General features: G+C 70.8%; 17 protein-coding genes. 11 read left to right on the top strand and 6 right to left on the bottom strand.

What is annotated here, in order from left to right; translation table 11 throughout:
* Positions 1 to 50: 50 nt before the first annotated feature.
* The 4 genes from GA0070604_RS14905 (at position 51) to GA0070604_RS14890 (ending at position 2,671) form a co-directional block, all read left to right on the top strand.
* The gene (locus GA0070604_RS14905) at positions 51 to 1,265 is read left to right on the top strand and encodes a low temperature requirement protein A (protein WP_167363475.1); all 1,215 of its coding nucleotides are present in this window, start codon (positions 51 to 53) and stop codon (positions 1,263 to 1,265) included.
* 332 nt (positions 1,266 to 1,597) lie between these two features.
* Entirely contained in the window at positions 1,598 to 1,960 is a 363-nt protein-coding gene (locus GA0070604_RS14900) for a DUF2089 domain-containing protein (RefSeq protein ID WP_091118492.1), read from the top strand.
* A complete protein-coding gene (locus tag GA0070604_RS14895) occupies positions 1,960 to 2,223 on the top strand; it encodes a hypothetical protein (RefSeq protein ID WP_244162201.1) in 264 nt (87 codons plus the stop codon). Before GA0070604_RS14900 ends, GA0070604_RS14895 begins: the two co-directional genes overlap by 1 nt.
* 13 nt (positions 2,224 to 2,236) lie before the next feature.
* Positions 2,237 to 2,671, top strand: coding sequence for an SHOCT-like domain-containing protein (locus GA0070604_RS14890; protein ID WP_091118490.1), 435 nt, complete (start codon positions 2,237 to 2,239; stop codon positions 2,669 to 2,671).
* Positions 2,672 to 2,808: 137 nt separating this feature from the next.
* Here GA0070604_RS14890 and GA0070604_RS14885 read toward each other — a convergent pair whose 3' ends face one another.
* Complete coding sequence (locus GA0070604_RS14885) at positions 2,809 to 4,260, bottom strand: sensor histidine kinase (protein WP_167363474.1); 1,452 nt, start codon at positions 4,258 to 4,260, stop codon at positions 2,809 to 2,811.
* A gap of 1 nt (position 4,261) precedes the next feature.
* Positions 4,262 to 4,939, bottom strand: a complete 678-nt coding sequence (locus tag GA0070604_RS14880) for a response regulator transcription factor (RefSeq protein WP_091118488.1) — start codon at positions 4,937 to 4,939, stop codon at positions 4,262 to 4,264.
* Between the two features lie 123 nt (positions 4,940 to 5,062).
* Here GA0070604_RS14880 and GA0070604_RS14875 point away from each other — a divergent pair, with 123 nt between their 5' ends.
* On the top strand, positions 5,063 to 5,671 hold the full coding sequence (locus GA0070604_RS14875) for a phosphatase PAP2 family protein (protein ID WP_091118487.1): 609 nt from the start codon (positions 5,063 to 5,065) through the stop codon (positions 5,669 to 5,671).
* A 64-nt stretch (positions 5,672 to 5,735) separates the two neighbouring features.
* Here GA0070604_RS14875 and GA0070604_RS14870 read toward each other — a convergent pair whose 3' ends face one another.
* The 3 genes from GA0070604_RS14870 to GA0070604_RS14860 form a co-directional block, all read right to left on the bottom strand.
* Complete coding sequence (locus tag GA0070604_RS14870) at positions 5,736 to 6,446, bottom strand: DNA alkylation repair protein (protein ID WP_091118486.1); 711 nt, start codon at positions 6,444 to 6,446, stop codon at positions 5,736 to 5,738.
* A 185-nt stretch (positions 6,447 to 6,631) separates the two neighbouring features.
* The gene (locus tag GA0070604_RS14865) at positions 6,632 to 10,207 is read right to left on the bottom strand and encodes a DUF7507 domain-containing protein (RefSeq protein WP_141721302.1); all 3,576 of its coding nucleotides are present in this window, start codon (positions 10,205 to 10,207) and stop codon (positions 6,632 to 6,634) included.
* A 300-nt stretch (positions 10,208 to 10,507) separates the two neighbouring features.
* A complete protein-coding gene (locus GA0070604_RS14860; RefSeq protein ID WP_208602061.1) occupies positions 10,508 to 12,091 on the bottom strand; it encodes a metallophosphoesterase family protein in 1,584 nt (527 codons plus the stop codon).
* Positions 12,092 to 12,260: 169 nt separating this feature from the next.
* Between GA0070604_RS14860 and GA0070604_RS14855 the strand changes: the two genes are divergently transcribed.
* The 5 genes from GA0070604_RS14855 to GA0070604_RS14830 all read left to right on the top strand — a co-directional run bounded on the left by GA0070604_RS14855 (position 12,261) and on the right by GA0070604_RS14830 (position 17,610).
* Entirely contained in the window at positions 12,261 to 13,904 is a 1,644-nt protein-coding gene (locus GA0070604_RS14855; protein ID WP_141721301.1) for an alpha/beta fold hydrolase, read from the top strand.
* A gap of 360 nt (positions 13,905 to 14,264) precedes the next feature.
* Complete coding sequence (locus GA0070604_RS14850; protein ID WP_091118482.1) at positions 14,265 to 14,870, top strand: TetR/AcrR family transcriptional regulator; 606 nt, start codon at positions 14,265 to 14,267, stop codon at positions 14,868 to 14,870.
* 22 nt (positions 14,871 to 14,892) lie between these two features.
* The gene (locus tag GA0070604_RS14845; RefSeq protein WP_244161906.1) at positions 14,893 to 15,552 is read left to right on the top strand and encodes a class I SAM-dependent methyltransferase; all 660 of its coding nucleotides are present in this window, start codon (positions 14,893 to 14,895) and stop codon (positions 15,550 to 15,552) included.
* Positions 15,553 to 15,655: 103 nt separating this feature from the next.
* A complete protein-coding gene (locus GA0070604_RS14840; RefSeq protein ID WP_141721300.1) occupies positions 15,656 to 16,243 on the top strand; it encodes a TIGR03086 family metal-binding protein in 588 nt (195 codons plus the stop codon).
* A 293-nt stretch (positions 16,244 to 16,536) separates the two neighbouring features.
* A complete protein-coding gene (locus GA0070604_RS14830) occupies positions 16,537 to 17,610 on the top strand; it encodes a glycosyltransferase family 2 protein (RefSeq protein ID WP_341845343.1) in 1,074 nt (357 codons plus the stop codon).
* A 13-nt stretch (positions 17,611 to 17,623) separates the two neighbouring features.
* On the opposite strand, the gene GA0070604_RS14825 is transcribed toward GA0070604_RS14830, so the two are convergent.
* Positions 17,624 to 18,952, bottom strand: coding sequence for a COG1470 family protein (locus GA0070604_RS14825; RefSeq protein WP_091118479.1), 1,329 nt, complete (start codon positions 18,950 to 18,952; stop codon positions 17,624 to 17,626).
* Positions 18,953 to 19,112: 160 nt separating this feature from the next.
* Here GA0070604_RS14825 and GA0070604_RS14820 point away from each other — a divergent pair, with 160 nt between their 5' ends.
* A complete protein-coding gene (locus GA0070604_RS14820) occupies positions 19,113 to 19,736 on the top strand; it encodes a helix-turn-helix transcriptional regulator (RefSeq protein WP_091118478.1) in 624 nt (207 codons plus the stop codon).
* The last annotated feature ends 70 nt before the right edge of the window (positions 19,737 to 19,806 follow it).

Below are 19,806 nucleotides of genomic sequence, written 5' to 3'. Positions count from 1 at the left end.
CAGCGCCACTCCCGATGTTTCCGCCGCCGGGTTCCGGGTTTACCGGTGCGGTGACGAGGAACGGCAGCAGACCTGCCCCAGGTCGGGGTCTGCTGCTTCGGGAGGGCGAGGCGGAGCAGGCCACCTTCGTGGAACTGTTCTTCGACCTCGCCATGGTGTTCATCCTGAGCCGGCTGGTCGCACAGGCGTTCGATGTCCTGGTGAGGGCGCCCGACTCCGCGGGCTGGTTGGTGCTCGGGCACACCCTGCTGCTGTTCCTTCCGCTGATGCGGGTCTGGACCCTGACCACGTACCTCACCGCCCGTTTCGATCCGCGCCGGCCCCTGGTGCAGGCATTCGTCATCGCCAGCGTGTTCGGGGTGCTCGTCTTCGGCGTCAGCGTGGCGCAGGCCTTCGACGCGCGTGCCGTGCCCTTCGCGTGCACGTACATCGCCATGCAGGCCGGTCGTACCCTGGCGATCAGTCTCCTGGGCACGGTTCCCGAGGTACGCCGGGTGTATCTACGCTCCTTATGCTGGTATGCGGCGACCTCCGTGCCCTGGCTGATCGGCGCGGTGACGAACGGGCACACGCGCACGGCGCTGTGGGGCGGGGCGATGCTCGTCGAGTACGCCGCCAGCGCTCTCGGCTGGCCCGTGCCCCGGCTCGGTGCCAGCCTGGCGAACCTGTGGGAGGTTGCTGCCCGGTACCTCGCCGAGCGCTACCAGCAACTGCTGATGATCTCTCTCGGTGAGCCCCTGCTGTCGGTGGGAGTCGCCTTCACCCAGGTGCCGCCCAGCCCGTTCCGGATCACCGCGCTGGCCGTGGCGTTCACGACCACCGTTCTGCTGTGGCGCCTCTACTTTCACGTCGCGGGGCAACTGGTCGGCGCGGCGGCACTCGCCGCCTCGCGGCCCGCCCGGGTCGGTCGGGTCGCCGGGGCCGCCCACCTGATCATGGTCCTCGGCATCATCACCACCAGCATCGGACACGACCTGGTCGAGACGCGTCCCGACCGGCACACGCCCCTGGCCTGGTCCTTCGTCATCCTCGTCGGACCCGTCGTCTTCCTGATCGGCCGTTCCATGCTGGAATACGTCGTCTTCGCCCGGGTCTCCGCGTCTCGCCTCGCCGGCATCGTCGCCCTCGCGGCCCTGATCGCCCCGCTGGCCCTCATCCCACCGCTGGCGGTCTCGAGCATCGCCGCCACCGTCCTGCTCCTCATCGCCGCCGGCGACACGAGACGCGCACACCGCCACCCCCACGAACAGCCCACCCCGCCCTGACGCCGCCAGCCACACGCCGCGCCGAGGGCGGTCCCGGCGGGCCGTAGCGCCGAGGCCATGGCGGCGAGCGCCGCGGCACGCTGAGAAACGTGTACGAGGACCAGGCACGAAGCGGAGGCCCGCCTGCGCCCGCTGGCTGTCGAGCGGATACCGCCGTCGTCGGCCGCGTTCGCATCATTGCGGCCGCGCCGCCCACGCCCCGCGCGGCGAAGCGGCAGCGCGGCGGCAGCCATGCGGAGAACTTGAATAAAGTTAAGTCGCTGGTCTTGCCTGTTCAAAAAAGTCAAGGTACAAATTAACTATCGATAGTGGATGGCTGATCGGAGCATCGGATGGACTGGCAGGAGTTGACCAACCTCACGGACGGCCAGCCGTTCGTGGTCGAGCGAGTGCGCCTGACCGATCGGGGCATCGCCATCGAGGGTGAGTTCGAGCCGCCGCAGCTCGCCCAACTGAGCATGGAGGACCAGGTGTTCGTCACCGCGTTCGTCCGCTGCCACGGCTCGATCAAGGAGATGGAGCGGATCTTCGGGGTGAGCTATCCGACGATCAAGTCCCGACTCAACCGGATCGCGCAGGGACTCGACTTCGTCGACATCGATCCGGCCCCGGCACCGGCCGACGTCATCGACCGACTGCAGCGGGGCCAGATCAGCGCGCAGGAGGCATTGCGAGAGTTGGCGGGGCCGAGATGATGCCGCAGGTGGTGAGCGTGCGGGTCCGCAACGGGCGAGGCCGGCGGGTACGGCTCTGGATCCCGATTCTCCCGGTGCTGCTGGTCCTGTCGCCGGTGCTGCTGCTCGCGCTGGCGGTGGCGGTGGCGGCGGTCGCCTGCCTGGTCTGGCGGATCAACCCGGTCCGAGCGCTCGACGCCGGCTGGGGGCTGCTGTGCGCGCTCCGCGGCACCCGGATCGAGATCGAGCATAGCCGCACAGCCGTACTGGTGGACATCAGGTAGGAATGGAGTGACCATGAGTGAGCAGCGCAGGCAGATCCTGCAGATGCTGGCCGACGGAAAGATCACCACGGACGAGGCCGAGCAGTTGATCGCCGCCCTGGAGCGGAATCAGCCGAACTCGTCGTCGCCCGACGCCGAGCCGGCGCCGAAGTCTCAGCGAAAATACCTACGGGTCGTGGTGGACTCGCTGGAGAACTTCGGCGGCAACGGACCCGGCAGGGTCAACGTACGAGTACCGCTGCAACTGCTGCGGGCCGGGGTACGGCTGGCCAGCCTGATCCCACCGCAGGCGCTCAGCCAGGCCAACGACGAGTTGGCAAAGTCGGGTGTGCCGATCGACCTCACCCAGTTGAAGCCGCAGCACATCGAGGAGCTGATCGAGCATCTCGACGAGATGACCGTCGACGTCGACCAGCCCGACGCGAAGGTGCAGGTGTTCTGCGAGTGAATAGCGGGCGCTCACCACGACGGCCGTCGTGGTGAGCGCGGTGTGCGCGGATTCCCGAGGCACGAGTTGCCGCCACGGCCGGCCGGGTCCCGGCGCGCGAACCTGGGCGGGATGAGCCCGGCCGCTCGGCGTTGACCTCAGCGGCGTGCGGCGGGCAGGAGCACGGTCACGGTCGTGCCGTGCGGAGGGTGCTCGCACGGGACGTCGTAGCGCGGGTTGACGCGTTGGTGGACACCGGCGGAGCAGAGCCGCAGTTCCCCGTGGTGGGCACGGACGATGGCGTCGACGATCGACAGGCCGAGGCCGGTGCCGGGCGAGGTGCGGGCCACGTCGCCGCGGCGGAAGCGTTCGGTGGCGTGTGGCAGGAATGCCGGCTCGATTCCCGGGCCTTCGTCGTGCACGGTGATCCGGACCAGGCTGTCGACACAACTGCCGGCGACGGTGATCGGGGGTGCGCCGTAGCGGGTGGCGTTGTCGAGCAGGTTGGTCACGGCCCGCCCCAGACGGGTGGCGTCTCCGCGCACGGTCAGGCCCGGCTCGGCTCGGCAGCGCAGGGCGGTGGGTTCGGTGCCGGTACGGGTCCGGTAGCGGTCGACCGTGGTCGTCACCAGGGCGGTGAGGTCGACGGTGGGGGTGGCGTCGTCCTGCTCGGGTTGGGTGCCGATGGTGAGCAGGGCGTCGGCGAGGGCGATGAGGTCGGCGGTGTCGGCGGCGGCGTCCCGCAGGGCCTGTTCCAGCTCGGCGGTGGTGCGGGGCCGGCGCAGGGCCAGCTCCAGTTCGGCGGCGAGCAAGGTCAACGGGGTACGCAGTTCGTGGCTGGCGTCGTTGATGAACTGCCGTTCCCGGTCCAGCGCGCTCTCCAGGGCGGCGAGCATGTCGTTGAGCGTGCGGCCGAGGCGGGCGACCTCGTCGCCGGTGGCGGGGACGGCGAGGCGTACGCCGGTGGCGCCGGCGGCGATCCGGGCGGCTTCACCGCGGTAGCGCTCGACCGGGGCGAGCGCCGCGCGGGCCAGGCGGTAGCCGACGAGGGAGGCGATGGCGAGGGCGGCGAGGTTGGCCAGGGCGAGTTGGCCGATGAGTTCCCGCAACGCCTCGTCGCGTTGGTCGCGGCGGACGGCGGCGACGGTGACCGCGGGCTGGCCCGCCGCCGGGGCGGCCCCGGGCCGGACGGGAGCCGCGTACAGGCGCAGGGGGCGGGGGCTGATGGGCAGCACGGTGCCCCGGTCCGCCCGGACCGGCTGGCGCAGAGCGCGGTCGAGTTGTTCGGGGGTGAGCAGGGAGCCGGCGGGTAGCCCAGGGCTGGCCGCGAGGACGTGGTTGGCGGCGTCGAGGAGTTGCCAGTATTCCCCCGGACCGGTCCGGGCGGCGGCAGCCGGTGGCGTGCTGGAGCGGGCGGCGGTGGTCAGCTGAGCCGACAGGGTGGCCAGGTCCTCGTCGAGACGCAGGTCAAGGGCGTACCGAACGCGCAGGTAGACGAACGCGCCCGCGCCGGTGAGGACCACCAGCATCGCGGCGGCGAAGCCGGCGACCAGTCGGACACGCAGCGGCAGCCGGTCCCACCGCGCGCCCCAGCGGCGACGTCGCGGCATGTCAGCCACCGTCGGAGCGCAGCCGGTAGCCGACGCCGCGCAGGGTTTCGATGGCATGCCGACCGAACGGCTTGTCGACCTTGGCGCGGAGGGTGGCGACGTGGACGTCGATGACGTTGGACCGGATGTCGGTCTCGCCGTCCCACACCTCGTCGAGGATCTGGTAGCGGGTCAGGCACTGCCCGGCCCGGATCATCAGCAGTGCGAGGATGTCGAACTCCCGCGCGGACAGGTCGATCTCCGTCTCGCCGCGGAACACCCGCCTTCGGGCCGGATCGAGCAGCAGATCGCCGGCACGGACCTCGGACGGCGGTGGGCCGGCCGAGCGGCGGTGCAGGGCGCGCAGCCGGGCGAGGAGTTCGTCGAAGGAGAACGGCTTGGTCAGGTAGTCGTCGGCGCCGGCGTCGAGGCCGGCGACCCGGTCGGGGACATCGCCCCGGGCGGTGAGCATCAGCACGGGTACGTGGTTGCCGTGCTCTCGCAGGGTGCGGCAGACCTGTGTGCCGTCGAGGCCGGGCAGCATGACGTCGAGCACGACCGCGTCGTACGGGCCGGTGGCCGCGGCGAGCAGCCCCGCGGTGCCGGTGTGCCGGATGTCGACAAGGTGTCCGGCTTCGCGCAACCCCTGCGCGAGCAGGTCGGCCAGCCGCCGCTCGTCCTCCACCACCAGGACCCGCACCCGCGCCTCCTTCCACCCCGTCGCCCCACCACCAGTGCAGCACAACGCCGATGATCTTCATCTGCCCTTCATGTCCCGCTGCCTACTGTCGGCATCCTGATCCGGACGGGTGAAGGGAGCAGCATGAACACCCGACTCTTCCTGGAGATCAACGAGCTGGCTCGGGCAACGCCATGGTTGCACGCCCCGCTGGCCGGCTACGCGGCGTACGGTGTGGTGCTCTTCGCCGTCCTGCTGCTGGCCGGCTGGTGGCTTGCCCGCCGGAGTGGTGCGGGACTGCCTGCGGCGGTGTGGGCACCGGTGGGCATGCTGCTCGCGGTGGCGGCCAACCAGCCGATCGTGTCGGCCATGCACGTACCCCGCCCCTACACGGCGCTGCCCGGCATCCTGGTGCTGGCCGACCGGAGCACAGACCCGTCGTTCCCGTCGGACCACGCCACGATGGCCGGCGCGGTCGCGGCCGGCCTGCTGCTGGTCAGCTGGCGGCTCGGCCTGCTGGCCGTGGCCGCCGCCGCGGTGATGGGCTTCGCCCGGATCTACATCGGGGCGCACTATCCGTTGGACGTGCTGGCCGGCTTCGCGGTCGGCGCCGTGGTGACGCTGCTGGGCTACCTGGTCGCCCGCGGGCCGATCGGTGCCGCCCTCGGCTGGCTGGACGGCACCCGGTTGCGCCCGTTGCTGCGCCATGGCGCCCCGGCGACGGCCGACGAGACGGCTGCGGCCCGGCCGTGACCACCGGTTCCTCGCGCGGCTCAGCCGGGAACACGGCGTGTCCCAGCCGGCGAGCATCGATCAGCTAGACCAGGCCGGACAGGTACTCCCGGCGTCGCTGCGGTTCGAACTTCTCGATCGCGTAGCGCAGCATGACCCGCGGCATGACCCGGTAATGCTTGGCCAGAAACTCCTCCTCCGCCGCCCGGTCACGGTTGCCCACCTCGCGCAGCATCCAGCCCACCGCCTTGTGGACGAGGTCGTGCGGATCGCGCAGGAGACGTTCGCCGAGCCGGAAGGTCCAGTCGAAGTCGCCGGCTCTGATGAAGGCCAGGGTCGCCATGACGGCGATCCGCCGGTCCCACACCAGGCTCGACTCGGCCAACCGGTCCAGCACGCTCCGGTCCTTGTCCATCAGCCAGGGACCGACGATGTACGGCGCGGACGAGTCCACCAGGTCCCAGTTGTTGATGCGGCTGGTGTTGGCCAGGACGATGCCGAAGATCCGGCTCCGTTCCTCCTCGTCCCCCTTGACGAACTTTCGCACCAGGATGAACAGCGCGGTGAGACGCTCCTCGTGCACTCCGCTCGTCAACAGGATCGCCGTGTCGGTCAGCGAGAGGTCGCGCCAATACCTGCCGGCCACCCCGCGCTGCTCCGGCACGGGTACGCCGATGGCCCGGTCGCCCTCGCCGTACCCGCCTGGAATCATCTGCAGGAACCGGCTCACCCCCGCCGCCCGGTGCGGGTCGGCGAGGCTGGCGAGTTCGTGGCGAACGTCCGCGATCGTGGCCATGACTGTGCAAACTATCGCGACCGCCGGTGCCTTCGGCGCTGCGTCAGGTCGCTGCGCCGAGAGTGCCCTCCCAAGCCGCTCGGGTCAGGTTCGACAACCCGATCATCGCGGCCCGGAAGGGCACTCTCGTCAGCTACCCGCCAGCTCGAACGCCGCTAGGGCGGGGCGGATCCACGGCCCGAGGCTCAGGACCTCCGTACGCGGCGTCGGACGCTACGCACGCTGGCGAGCACGAGCAGTACGCCGAGGGCGGTGACCACGGCACCGACGGTCAGCGGGGTGGTGAGGTTGCTGCCGGTGACAGGCAGCTCGCCTGATTCCAGCTTGACCGTGGCTCGACCTTCCGCGGTGACCGGGACGCCGGTGTCGGTGACCCCGCTGGCGGTGGCGATGTTGGTGACCTGGCCGGCCTTGATGTCCTCCTCGGTGATCGTGTGAGGTGGCACCGTGCAGGTCATCGACTCGCCGGGGGCCAGTTCGGTCTTCGGGCAGGTGATCGCGTTCTCCAGGGAGTCCGTGACGGTGATGTCCCGGATGGTGGTGGTGCCGACGTTCGTGACGGTCAGGGTCCACTCGATCTGGTCGCCGGGCCTGACCCGGTTGTGGTCCTTGCCGTCGCGGTCCTTGCCGTCACCCTTGTCGTCGCGGTCCTTGCCGTCGTGATCCTCGGCGCTGACGACGCGGCCGGTCTTGACAACCTCGAGCCGGCCGGCGGCCTGGACGGTAACGGTGACCGTTGACGGCGGCGAGGTGACCTGTTCGCCGTTCGGGCCGGTGCCGGTGGCGACCGCGGTGTCGGTGATCTTTCCAGCCTTGATGTCTTCCTTGGTGACCGTGTACGTGGCGGTGCAGATCACCGAGGCGCCGGGCGCCAGCGACGCCGCCTCGGGCGGACAGACCGGTTCGGGCCGGGGCCCGGTGCCGCTGAACTCGGTCTCGTTGACGGTCACGTTGGTCAGGGGCACCGTGCCGGTGTTGGTGACCGTGAAGGAATACTTGATCTTCTGGCCAGCCTTCTTGACCGTCTGCGGCTTGGCGGACTTGACGAGGGTCAGCTCGGCCCGGACCGCCGCGGTCCGCACGGTGGCGCTGGAGTTGTTGGAGGTGACGGTGCCGCCACCCGGGTTGGTCGCGGTGGCGTTCGCGGTGTCAGTGATCTTGCCAGCGTCGATGTCGGCCTGGGTGACGGTGTAGGTGGCCTGGCAGGTGGTGCTCTGGCCCGGGCCGAGGGTCGTGACCTCGCAGGTGATCGCGGGCGGCTGACCCGTGCCGGAGAACTCGACCTCGTGGATCCTCAGGTTGTTGAGGGTGACGGTGCCGTTGTTGGTGGCCAGGAAGGAGTAGGTGATGGTCTGGCCGGCCGCGGTGACCTCTGTGGGCTCGGCGGATTTGACCAGCGTCAGCGACTCGGCGGTGACGACGTGGACGGTGGCCTCCGACGGCGGCGAGGTGACCTGTTCCTGGTTCGGGCCGGTGCCGGTGGCGGTGGCGGTGTTGGTGATGTTCGCGCCGGCGTCGATGTCGGCCTGGACGACGGTGTAGGTGGCGGTGCAGATTGTCTGTTCGCCTGCGGCGAGGGTGTTGACCGGGCAGGTGACCACCGGTGGCGTGCCCCTCCCGCTGAACGCGGTGTCGGCGGCGTTCACGTTGGTGATCGTCGTCGTGCCGGTGTTCGTCACCACGTACCTGTAGCTGATCTGCTCCCCCGCGCTCGACACGCTCGACGGCTCGGCGAACTTCGTCAGCGAGAGCGACGTGGTGGCGGTGGTGTTCACGGTGGCGGAGGAGTTGTTGGAGGTGACGGTGCCGCCGCCGGGGGCGGTCGCGGTGGCGTTCGCGGTGTCGGTGATCGTGCCGGCATTGATGTCAGCCTGGGTGACCTCGTAGGTGGCCTGGCAGGTGGTGCTCTCCCCCGGGGCGAGGGGGGTGGCCGCGCAGTCGATCGCGGACAGTTGGCCGGTGCCGGAGAACTCGACCTCGTGGATCTGCACGTTGTTCAGGGTGACGTTCCCGGTGTTGGTGACGAGGAAGTGGTAGGTGACGGTCTGGCCCGCCGCGGTGACTTCTGTGGGGCTGGCGGACTTGACCAGTGCCAGTGACGCGGCGGGGACAACGGCGACACTGGCGTCCGCCGGTGGCGAGGTGACCTGTTGGTTGTTCGGGCCGGTGCCGGTGGCGGTGGCGGTGTTGGTGATGTTCACGCCGGCGTCGATGTCGGCCTGCGTGACGGTGTAGGTGCCGGTGCAGACGACCTGGTTGCTCGGGGCGATGGTGTTGCTCGGGCAGGTGACCACCGGTGGCGTGCCCCTCCCGCTGAACGCGGTGTCGGCGGCGCGCAGGTTGTTGATCGTCACGGTGCCGGTGTTCGTCACCACGTACCGGTAGGTGATCTCCTGCCCCGCGTTCGTCACGGTCGACGGCTCGGCCATCTTCTCCAGCGAGAGTTCCGCGGTGCCGTTGCCGACCGGCAGGCTGGCCTCCGACTCGGGCGAGTTGACCTGTTCACCGCCCGGGCCGGTGCCGGTGGCGATCGCCGTGTCGACGATGACGCCGGCATCGATGTCGGCTTGGGTCACTATATGGGTGCCGGTGCAGGTGATGGTTTGCCCGGGGGCCAGGGTGGTGGTCGGGCAGGAGACGTTCGTGATGTGGGAGTCGTTCACCACGAGGTTGTTGATCGGGACGTTGCCGCTGTTGGTGACCACGAAGTCGTAGTTAACGGGTGTCCCGACGGGGATGACCGGAGGCAGCGTCTGGTTGAGGCTCACCTGCTTGACCAGATTCAACTGCGGCAGCGGTACGGCGGAGGTGACGGTGACGTTACGGATCAGGTGTACGTCGGTGAACGCCCCGGTCGAGCCGGCGAAGCCGAACTTGTAGGTCGCTGGAACCGGCTCCGGTGCGGCGAACTGGAGCACCTGCTGCGAACCACGGCCGTCGTTGAAGTCGATTGAGACGGTGACCTGCGGGTTCGGGGCCGGGGTGATCTGGACCGTGACCCTGCGCCTGGTGGGCTCCAGCAGGTTCTGCGCCTGCTCCGGGGTCACGTTCGGGGGAAAGACCGGCGTCGGGCCCTGCAACTGGCCCGGCAGGGTCGACGGCCACGGGGGCGTGGTGGAGAAGTTGCTCGTGGTCGCGGTCAGGAAGCAGTAGCCCTCCGTGCCGTTGCCCGGACCACGCACGGTGACCATGTTCGGCCCCGGGGCCGGCACGCGGAAGATGGTGCCGGCCGGCGAGCGTTGCTGACAGCCGTTCCCGCGGTGCTCCCAGTCGCCGAAGTAGTTGCCCAGCACGTCCAGGCCGATACCGAGGTAGCCGTTGTTCACGCCGGGCAGGAACGGGTTGGCCGGGTTGTCGTCCGGCAGCTTCTGCGCGTACCCGAGGCTGCCGCCGAAGGCGCCGGGGGCGGTGAGGTTGCCGGCCCCGTTGACGAGGAAGAAGGAGATGCCGTCGGCCGGGGTCGCCGGGGTGGTGCTGCCGTACTGCCACTGGTCGAACGTGACCTCCAGGCCCTGGGTCGCCGGGATGGCCTGGTTGAACAGCACCGCGCCGGCCTGATCGAAGGACGCGTCGGTCAACTGCAGGTAGCCGAACGGTGCACCACCGGGGGGCGGCACCGGCCCGACCGGCGTCGCACTACACCCGCCGAGGGTATGCTCGCCGGCTGGGGGCGGCGCACCGGGCGGCGCGCCGGTCAGGCAGGCCGACCCGAAAGCCTCGAACCGTGGATCCGCGGTCGCGCCGGTGAACGTCTCGGACACCAGCGTGCTCCCCGGCTGGGCACCAGCCGGATCGGGCGCCGGTACCACCACCGCCAGCCCGACACTGAACAGCATCGCCGCGGCTGCCGCAGAAATCCGCCGCAGTCGCTCGGAAAGCGCAGAACTTCTCATAGTCTCCACAGCACGCATCGTAGGGAGCAAACCGGGCCGATCGGACTTAAACCGACAAACCGCCTTTAAGGCTCGTATCGGCAGCTAGACGCGGTGCTGTGGACCCTCCGCGCGGCCTGGCAGACCCTGGCCAACGGTGGCTGAAGCGGCTACGGCGGCTGACGCGGGCTACGGCCCGTCGAGGGCGAACTCGTCGAAGAGGACCACCCCGGCCTCCGGGTCGACGGTGTCGAAGCGATACGAGCGGACCAGCCCGTCGGCGGTGTCCAGCAGCGTGAAGACGGTGACCTCGTTGCTCGCCACGTACGGCAGGGCAGCGCCGTCGGGCCCGGCCAGGGGCGCGACGGTGGGGACGATCGGGGTCAACCCGCCGGGGTCGCCCTGCTGGACATACCCGTCGGGCAGCTCCCGTGACCGCCCGGACGTGACATCGTAGGCGCCATAGCTGTTGCCGACGTTGGAGGTCTCCAGCCAGTGCACACCGGCCGCGTTGCGGAACCGGTTCCACACGTGTGAGTGCCCGTTGAGGACCAGGTGGACCTGTGCCTCGTCGAGCAGCGGCTCGACGTCGCGCAGGACGTAGTCGTCGCCGAGCGGATAGTGGTAGGTGATCCCGCCCGGCCGGACGGCCGGCACCGGGTCGGTGAACGGCGGTGCGGAGTGGTGACCGAGCCCGTGGCTCGGATGGTGGAACATCACCACCCGGTACCGGGCGGACCGCGCCGCGGGCGAGGCCAGCTCGTTCGCCAGCCAGCGGTACTGCGCTGAGCCGCGGGCGATCGGTTCGAAGATGAACTGACCGTGCCCCCACCGCTGCGGATGGTCGACGTCCTGCGCCGCCTCCTGGAACTTGCCCCGCCCGGTCAGCTTCGGTGAACGCCAGATGGCGGTGACGAAGAGGCTGATCAGGTGAACGTCGCCGATCGTCCGCGACCACCAGCGCGGCCCGCCGGCGTCGCTGCGCGGCACCGGGAACAGTTCCTCGTAGGTGGTGACGTCCCACTCGCCGGGTCGGGCGTCGTTGAACTGTTCTTCCAACGAACCGGTCTCCGACCAGCGCCCCATCACCTCGTGGTTGCCGATGGACGGGTAGAGCGGGGTGTTCGGCAGGATCGGCGCACCGGGCCAGCGGCCGGGCGCCCGGCCGGCGAAGCTGGCGAAGAACGCCGGCCGACGGGTGCTGTCGAACCAGTCGCTGGCCCGGTCCGCGACGTTGACCATGTCGCCGGCCATCAGCACACCGTCGAGGGCGGTACCCGCCGTCTCGCCGACCATGGCCAGGTTCGCGGGGACCATCGGCATGAGCTGGTGGTCGCTGGTCAGCAGCAGCCGGACCGGTCGGCCGGACGGCGCCGCCGGGGCCAGGCTGTAGACGGGTGTGACGTCGGCCCGCCCGTCGTCGTCGATCGACACCACCCGGTACGGCGTACGTCCAGCGGGCAGTCCGCCCACCCTGGCCAGGTGCCGGTGGACCAGGCGTCGGGTCACCCCGGAGTACGTCCGCCCCGGCACCGAGGACTCGGCGTCCTCCCGCATCCGCGACAGGAGCCGGGTCTCCGCGGGAAACCGCCGCCACCCGTCACCCGATTCGGCGCGGCCGGTCGCGGCGGCGTACGCCTGTTGGTCGGTCAGGTGTGGCACGTCCACGCCGGCCAGGACCACCTGGCACCGCCCGACGCGCTCGGTGTGCCACAGCACGTGGATGCCGTCGGGCCGCGGATCGAGCAGATACGGTTCGCAGAGCAACGCCACGGGCACGAGTATGCCCCGCCGCCCACCGCGCCCCGCTGCCCCGGTGGATCTGGAATCCGCACCCGAAATGCCGAAGATGGAAAGAGGCAGCCGATAACATGCTGGCTATCCACACCTGAGCGGCCCGGGTCCTGGATGGCGGCAGCCGGGCGGGCAGGAGGTCGGCGCGGTGGCTGTGCTGCGATCGGCGTCCGCACGCCTCCTGGCACTGCTGGCCCTGACGACGCTTCCGCCGGTGCTGGAAGCGGCGCTGTCGACCCATTTCGGCCTCCGGTCCCTGGTGGGGCTGGCCCCGCAGGCGAGCGCGCCGCTGCCCTTCGCGATCTTTCACGACCTGCGATGGATCTCCGTCTATCACCACTCGTGGCCCCAGTTCGCCGGGGAACTGATCGCCACGGTGCTGGCGCGCGGGGTGTGGGCCACCGCCATCGTGCTGGTCGCCTGGCCGTCCTTCGCGGGACGGCGACCGGCGGCGGGCCGGGCCCTGCTCACCGGCATCACGGGCACCGCCGCCCTGACCGTCTTCCTGCTGCCCTGGGCCGCGCTCTCGGTGGCGATCAGCGCGACCTCACTGTCCTGGCTCTTCATCGCCGACGTGGGTGTGGTGTTCGTGCTCGTCCTCGTCGCGCAGCGGGCCGGACTGGTGCCCGACTGGTGGCAAGGGCTGCCGCCACCGGCCACCGTGCTCTGGGCCGTGGTGTCGTTCCTGGTCCTGACCGTCGCCTCCGTGGTCCTGTCCGCCGCGCCGGGCCCGTCGCCCATCGTGCTGGCCGCCGTGGCCGGCATCGTCAACGGCTGGCTCTGGCGGCGGCTGCTCTCGGCGGCGCTGGCGGCCCGCATCCGGCTGGTCCGGGTCCCGGTCGCCCCGCTCGTCGCCGTCGGGCTGCTGCTCGGCATCGCCCCGGCCGGATTCCTGGCCAGGACCGCTGTCCAGGCCGCCGAGCAACCGCCACCCCCACTGGCCATCGGCCCCGGCGGCCGGCCGCCTCAGGCACTGATCTTCGTAGGCGGCTACGACTCCGTCGGCGACGGAACGCCGACGGGCGGCAGCCCACAGGTCACCGACAGCATCCCGTTCGAGATGTTCTCCTACGCCGGGCTCGACGCCGGCGGGCGTCCGCTGCCGTATCGGTCGCAGCAGACCCAGCAGTCGCTGGAGACCAGCGCGAAACTGCTCGACGCCCAGGTCGCCGAGGTGCACGCCCGTACCGGTAAGCCCGTGGCCCTGCTCGCGGAGAGTGAGGGAACCCTCGTCGTCCGCACCTACCTGGCGACCCGCCCGCACCCGGCGGTGGTCGCAGTCGTCCTGCTCAGCCCGGTGACCAACCCCTCCGGAGCCGCCTTCCCGCCGGCCGGTGACGGACACGGCTGGGGACTGGCCACCGGCGCGCAGCTGCGGGCGATCCTGACGGTCGCCAGCTGGTCGAGCGGCCTGCCGATCAGCATCGACGAACCGCTCATCCGCTCGCTCATGGGCAGCCCACAGCGCTACCGCGATCAGATGTTCTGCCCCGTCCCGGAGGTACGCACGGTGGCGTTCGTAACGCTCAGCGATGCCCTCACCGATCGGCCGGGCAACCCGTTGGGCGTGCCGTTCGTCCTGGTGGTCGCCGTGCACGGGGACGCGTTCGACCGCAGCCGGGTGCAGCGGGAGCTCGTCGCGTTCCTCCACGGTGCGACCCCGCGTACGACGGGCGCGACCCTGTACCGGACAGTGCGGGCCGCCGCGGTCGCCTGGCAGGCTCCGCCGTTACGGATCTCGCTCTTCTCCTCCGGGCCCGGCGGGTACGAGACACCGCGCTGCCGCGGCTGAACGTCCCGGGTCTCGGCGGCCGCCGGCCTGCCTGCTTCGAGGCGCGTCCGACCGACCCGGGCCCGTACGCCGAGCGGGCTCCGGGAACCGGCCGGCGCGTCACCTGCTCCGGTGAGTGCCACCGTCCGCTACCACCGACGCGCACTGCCGTGCTACGCCCCGACCGGCTCCGCCGTCGCCTGGCGGTGACGGGTCAGCGCGGCCCCGGCCGCCTCGCTCTCGCCGCCCGGCTCTCCCCTGCCCGATCACCCGACACCGCCGCTACGGGTCGTCACGCTCGCCTCCTCCCCTGTGTATATCCGAGAGTCAACATTGGAAGTAGTACACTCGGCAGTCGACAACAGGTATCGGGAGGCGGGAATGGCGAACGTCGCCGGGCCGGCGGGACGACTGCCGCGTGCGCAGCGGCGGGAACAGATCCTGGCGGCGGCGACCCGGGCGTTCGCACGGGCCGGGTTCGCGGCCACGAGCCTGGACGACATCGCCGCCGAGGCGGGCATCACCCGAGTGATCCTCTACCGGCATTTCGAGTCGAAGACCGACCTGTACCAGGCGGTGCTCAACCGGGTGTGCGCCCTGCTGATGGCCCACATCGGCGAGTCGGTGGGCAGCTTCACCGACGCGAGCGTGGACGGCCTGCTGGCGGCGGCCGCCGCCGAGCCGGCGGGCTTCCGGCTGTTGTTCGTGCACGCCGCCCGGGAGCCGGAGTTCCAGGCCTGCATTGACGGGTTCCGCAGCGAGCTGACCAGGATCGCGCACGCACGGATCAAGACCGCGGTCCCGGACGGAGCCTGGGCACAGTGGGCGGCCCGGTTGGCGACCGCCGTCGCGGTCGAGGCCGTCATCGCCTGGCTCGACGTCGGGCAGCCGGATGCCACCACGGCAGCCGACCGCATCCGCCGCGCGATCGCCGGCGTCATCGCCGCCGCCGACTCCCCGGCTCGGCCATCCGCCCGTCGTACCTGATCATTCGCATCCGGAGGTGCTCGTGGCAGCCGAGGAAGAGTCCACCGCGAAGGCGCGGCGGGTGTGGGAGACGGTGGCTCCCCGCTACGACCGCGACATCCAGTTCTGGGAGAAGGTCCAGTTCGGCGGGGGCCGGGAATGGGTGTGTTCCCGGGCCACCGGAGACGTGCTGGAGGTCGCGGTCGGCACCGGCCGGAACTTCCCGTTCTACCCGCCGCGGGTGCGCATCACGGGGATCGAGTTGAGCCCGGCGATGCTGGACATCGCCCGGCAGCGCGCAGCGGACCTCGACCTGGACGTCGATCTGCGGGTGGCGGACGCCCAGCGGTTGCCGTTCGCCGACGCCAGCTTCGACACGGTGCTGTGCACCCTGTCGCTCTGCGCGATCCCCGATCACCGTGCGGCCGTCACGGAGATGGCCCGGGTGCTGCGGCCCGGCGGACGGCTACTGCTGCTCGACCACATCGGCAGCAACTGGTGGCCGGTCTGGGTGGGACAGCGACTGGTCGAGTCGATCACGATCCGCGCCGCCGGGGAGCACATGACCCGCCGTCCCCGGTCGCTGCTGGCCGCCGCCGGGCTTGAGGTCGTCGAATCCGAGCGGCGCAAACTCGGCACGGTGGAGCGGGTGTACGCCCGCCGGCCGGTCAGCAGCCGACCGCCGGACCCGCTCACCACCTGAGGGCGGACGCCCCGCCCGGTGGGCCGATCCGAACAGCACGCGGACGCGCGTCGACAATTGGGGCGCGTGGACGGATACGCCAGGCTCGAAAGGATGCTCACCAATGACGCTGTCAGACCTCGACCCCGTAGCGCGGCACCGCCACGTCGCGGCCACCTTCACCGAACGCGTCCGTGCCGCCAGGCACTGGGACGTCCCCTCGCCGGTGGCCGACTGGACGGCCCGGGACGTGGTACGCCACCTCGTCGAATGGTTCCCGCCGTTCCTCGCCGCAGGCGCCGGCGTCGAACTGACCGGCGGGCCGAGTGTGGACGACGACCCGGTCGCCGCCTGGCAGGCACAGTGCGACGGGGTGCAGGCGCTGCTGGACGATCCGGGAACCCCACAACGGATGCTGGTCAACCCGCATTTCGGCGCGGTGCCGCTCGACCAGGCGATCGACACGTTCTACACCTCCGACGTGTTCATGCACACGTGGGACCTGTCCCGCGCCACCGGGCAGGACGATCGGCTCGACTCCAAATTCTGCGAAGCGCTGCTGGCGGGGATGGAGCCACTCGACGACGTGCTCCGCTCGTCAGGACAGTACGGTCCACGCGTACCCACCCCCGACGACGCCGACGCCCAGACCCGGCTCATCGCGTACATCGGCCGCGACCCGTTCTGGACGCCCGCCCGGTCCCGCCGCTAAGTTTACATCCTCAACTTTTTCGATTAGCCTGGCTCGATTCTGGTCGCGCCGGAGGCCGTGCGCCTGCGCCGGCCTCGCAAGCCCCAGCTCGGACCACTGATCGACAAGGCCACATAAGTCGGAAGCATCGATTTCATGACCACCGGCTCCACCGACGCGCAGGCGACCGCCGAGATCGCGGAACCCCGTCCGGCGCCCACCATCCCGACCGACGGAAGGCCCGGCCGAGCGACGGTCTGGGCACCCGGGAGGAACTCGATGGTGTGCTGGTCTACCACCTCTGACCGGATGGGGTGACGACGGTGCGGCTGTCGGTGGTGGTGCCCTGCTTCAACGAGGAAGCCTCGGTGGAACGGTTGCACTCGGCGGTGATCGAGGCGCTCGCGGACCTGCCCGACGTCGACGTCGAGCTGGTGTACGTCGACGACGGCAGCGAGGACGGCACTCTCGATGCGCTGCGCCGCCTCGCCACCAGGGATCCGTCCGTGCGCTACACGGCGCTGAGCCGGAACTTCGGCAAGGAGGCGGCGATGCTGGCCGGCCTCAAGCGCGCCACCGGGGACGCGGTAGTCATCATGGACGCCGACCTGCAACACCCGCCCCGGTTGCTGCCCGAGATGGTGACGCTGTACCGGCAGGGGTTCGACCAGGTGATCGCCCGGCGGGACCGGCACGGTGACCGGTTCCTGCGTACGCTGGCCTCGCGGTCCTTCTACCGCATCGTCAACTGGTGGATCGACGTGCGGCTACAGGACGGGGCGGGCGACTTCCGGCTGCTGTCCCGGGTCGCGGTGGACGCCGTGCTGGCGATGCCGGAGTACAACCGCTTCTCCAAGGGGCTGTTCTCCTGGATCGGGTTCCGCACCGTCGTGGTCGCGCACCGCAACGAGACCCGCCAGGCGGGGCGGAGCAGGTGGAGCTTCGGCAAGCTCTTCAACTACGCGTTCGACGGGCTCCTGTCGTTCAACAACCGGCCGCTGCGACTGGCCATCTACGGGGGCCTGTTCCTCACCCTGATCGCGGTGGGCTACATGGCCTGGGTGGTGGCCGACGCCGTCGAGAAGGGCATCGACGTCCCCGGTTACACCACCATCATCGTCAGCGTGATCGGTCTCGGCGGCATCCAGATGATGATTCTCGGTGTGATCGGGGAATACATCGGCCGGATCTACTACGAGACCAAGCGCCGGCCGCACTACCTGGTCCAGGAGACGGAGCACCTGGTCACGGAGACCGGCCCGGCGTCCCGCCTGCCGACCGGGCCGGCCGAGCGGGTCCGGCAGCGGGTGCCGGCCCACGACGAGGTCTCGCCGCGACGCGAGTTCCGGCGGGCCGCCGACGAAACCGTGCGGGAAGATCCGAACTGACCGCCTCGCCCTCCTAGCCTCGGACGGGAGCGGCGCGGGTGTAGCCGTTGAGCAGGGCGAAATCGCGGCACTGGCCCCCTCCGCCGCCGGCGCCGTCCAGCGTGGTGCCGGCCCGTCGGCAGTTGGCTCGCAGGCTGATCACCCGGCCGGCGGGCACCTCGATCGGCGAGACCATGTGGTAGTCCAGGTCACGGAAGTTGTTCAGCGCCACGGTCAGCACCGTCGTACCGTCGACCACCAGGTCGAGGCGCCCCTCGTCGCCCTGCGGGTTCTGCAGGAAGATGTCGGTCAGCACGAAGACCCGGCGGGCCGCCACCGTGTACTGGTCGGTGCGGGTGGTGCCGGCCCGCGCGGTCACCGCGAGCCGACGGCTGGACGACTCGGCGCCGGCGGGGATGGCCGGCACGCCCGCGCTGGGCGTCGGTGAGGGCGGTGGCACCCTGGTGCTCGGGGTGGGCAGCGGGGAGCTGGCTCCGGGCGCGACGGCGTCGACCGCCTGTTGGGCCTTGCTGTCCGCCTGTTGGGCGCGGGCATCGGCGGCGCTGGCCTGCTGAGCCACCGGCGCGACCTGCTCCTGAGCGGCCTCCTCGGCGAGTGATTTCACCGTGGGGCGCAGCAGCGCGTACCAGAGACCCACGCCCATCAGTGCCAGCACCAGCAGCGCCGCCACCACGCGGGCCAACCCCCGCGGGAGCAGCGGCTCCTGCACGGTGGCGGCGTCGAGGGTCGCCGGGGGCGTGTCGTCAGAGGCGACGTTGACCTGGAACGGCACGGTCACCGGGTGGCCGCGCCACAGCAGCCGGCGAGGGCGGGCGCGTACCCGGACGAACGACGTCGCGCCGGGGGCAACGGTGATCTGTGGGGGGCGGATCGCGACGTTGAGCCGGTTGTCCGGGTCGTTGCCGGTCAGCGCCAGGCCGAGCGGGACATTGCCCCGGTTGGCCACCGACAGCTCGTGACGGCCGCCCCACCGGCCCCTGGAGGTGCGGGGCAGGATCTCCGGCGCGATCTCGGCGAACGGCAGAACCCGCACGGTGGCCTCCGGCACGACCTGCGCGTCCGGAGTCTCGCTCGGGATCACCCGCACCGCGAAGGGCCGCTCGCCGGCCACCACCTGCGCCGAACGGAGCGGGTGGAAGCGGACGGTGACCGACTCGGCGGAGCCCGGATAGACCGATACGGTGGGCGGTTCCACACTGGCCCAGCCGGCCGGCTCGCCGAGCACCTCGATCGCGTACGACTCGACGATCGGGCCGCCGTTGCGGATCTCCAGCCGGCAGCTCGCCTCGCCGCCCGGGCTGACCTCGACGAGGCCGGTATCCAGGTTCGCGTCGGTGGTCATGGCCGCGACTCTAGGAGTGGCCGCGCCGGATCAATCAGGCGTAGAGGAAGACCTTGGGGCAACGTGTGAGGGCCGTTGAACCCACGTTGACTGCACGATTGGTGCGCGAGGTGATACTCAGCGCACGTGTCGTCCGGACAAGCAGCTGCTGGGAGGGCTCATGCGACGTCTGCCCGTCCACCTCTACTCCACCGACGTGATCTCCCGGGCCGGTGTGGTCAGCCAGCTCCGCCCCCGCCCGGAGGTGCTGCTGCTCGACGAGTCCGAAGCGGAGCAGGCCGTCGTTTCCGTGATCATCAGCGACAGCATCGACGAACCGACCCTGCGTATGCTGCGCGCGCTACGCAGCCGGGGCGGGTCCGCCCTGGTGCTGGTGGTGACCCAGGTGGACGACGCCGGCCTGGTCGCCGCGGTGGAGCACGGGGTGGCGGGGATCGTGCGCCGCTCGGAGGCGAGCGCGGAGCGGCTGGTCTCGGTGATCGGGGCCGCTGCGGCCGGCGAGGGCGCGGTGCCGCCGGACCTGCTGGGCCGACTGTTGCAGCAGGTCGGGGCGCTGCAACGGGAGGTGCTCGGGCCACGGGGGCTGACCTTCTCCGGGCTGGCCGAGCGGGAGGTGGAGGTGCTGCGCCTGGTCGCGGAGGGCCTCGACACCGCGGAGATCGCCGCGAAGCTGTCCTACTCACAGCGGACGATCAAGAACATCCTGCACGACGTGACGAGCCGGCTGCACCTGCGCAACCGCTGCCACGCGGTGGCGTACGCGCTGCGTAACGGCCTGATCTGAGGCGCGCTGCCCGTTCGGGCAGACCACCCTGCCCACAGGCCGGCACCGACTGTCACCACCTGACGGAGCC

The sequence above is a fragment of the Micromonospora eburnea genome (assembly GCF_900090225.1).
GTDB classification, from domain to species: Bacteria; Actinomycetota; Actinomycetes; order Mycobacteriales; family Micromonosporaceae; genus Micromonospora; species Micromonospora eburnea.
The sequence above is the reverse complement of the archived record's forward strand: the minus strand, read 5'-3'. Positions and strand labels throughout refer to the sequence as shown.

What these genes read in the sequence shown, in the direction of transcription:
- GA0070604_RS14900 (WP_091118492.1), top strand. Translation starts at nt 1,598, where the DNA reads ATGGACTGGCAGGAGTTGACCAACCTCACGGACGGCCAGCCGTTCGTG.
- GA0070604_RS14895 (WP_244162201.1), top strand. Translation starts at nt 1,960, where the DNA reads ATGCCGCAGGTGGTGAGCGTGCGGGTCCGCAACGGGCGAGGCCGGCGG.
- GA0070604_RS14890 (WP_091118490.1), top strand. Translation starts at nt 2,237, where the DNA reads ATGAGTGAGCAGCGCAGGCAGATCCTGCAGATGCTGGCCGACGGAAAG.
- GA0070604_RS14885 (WP_167363474.1), bottom strand. Translation starts at nt 4,260, where the DNA reads ATGCCGCGACGTCGCCGCTGGGGCGCGCGGTGGGACCGGCTGCCGCTG.
- GA0070604_RS14875 (WP_091118487.1), top strand. Translation starts at nt 5,063, where the DNA reads ATGAACACCCGACTCTTCCTGGAGATCAACGAGCTGGCTCGGGCAACG.
- GA0070604_RS14870 (WP_091118486.1), bottom strand. Translation starts at nt 6,446, where the DNA reads ATGGCCACGATCGCGGACGTTCGCCACGAACTCGCCAGCCTCGCCGAC.
- GA0070604_RS14850 (WP_091118482.1), top strand. Translation starts at nt 14,265, where the DNA reads ATGGCGAACGTCGCCGGGCCGGCGGGACGACTGCCGCGTGCGCAGCGG.
- GA0070604_RS14840 (WP_141721300.1), top strand. Translation starts at nt 15,656, where the DNA reads ATGACGCTGTCAGACCTCGACCCCGTAGCGCGGCACCGCCACGTCGCG.
- GA0070604_RS14825 (WP_091118479.1), bottom strand. Translation starts at nt 18,952, where the DNA reads ATGACCACCGACGCGAACCTGGATACCGGCCTCGTCGAGGTCAGCCCG.
- GA0070604_RS14820 (WP_091118478.1), top strand. Translation starts at nt 19,113, where the DNA reads ATGCGACGTCTGCCCGTCCACCTCTACTCCACCGACGTGATCTCCCGG.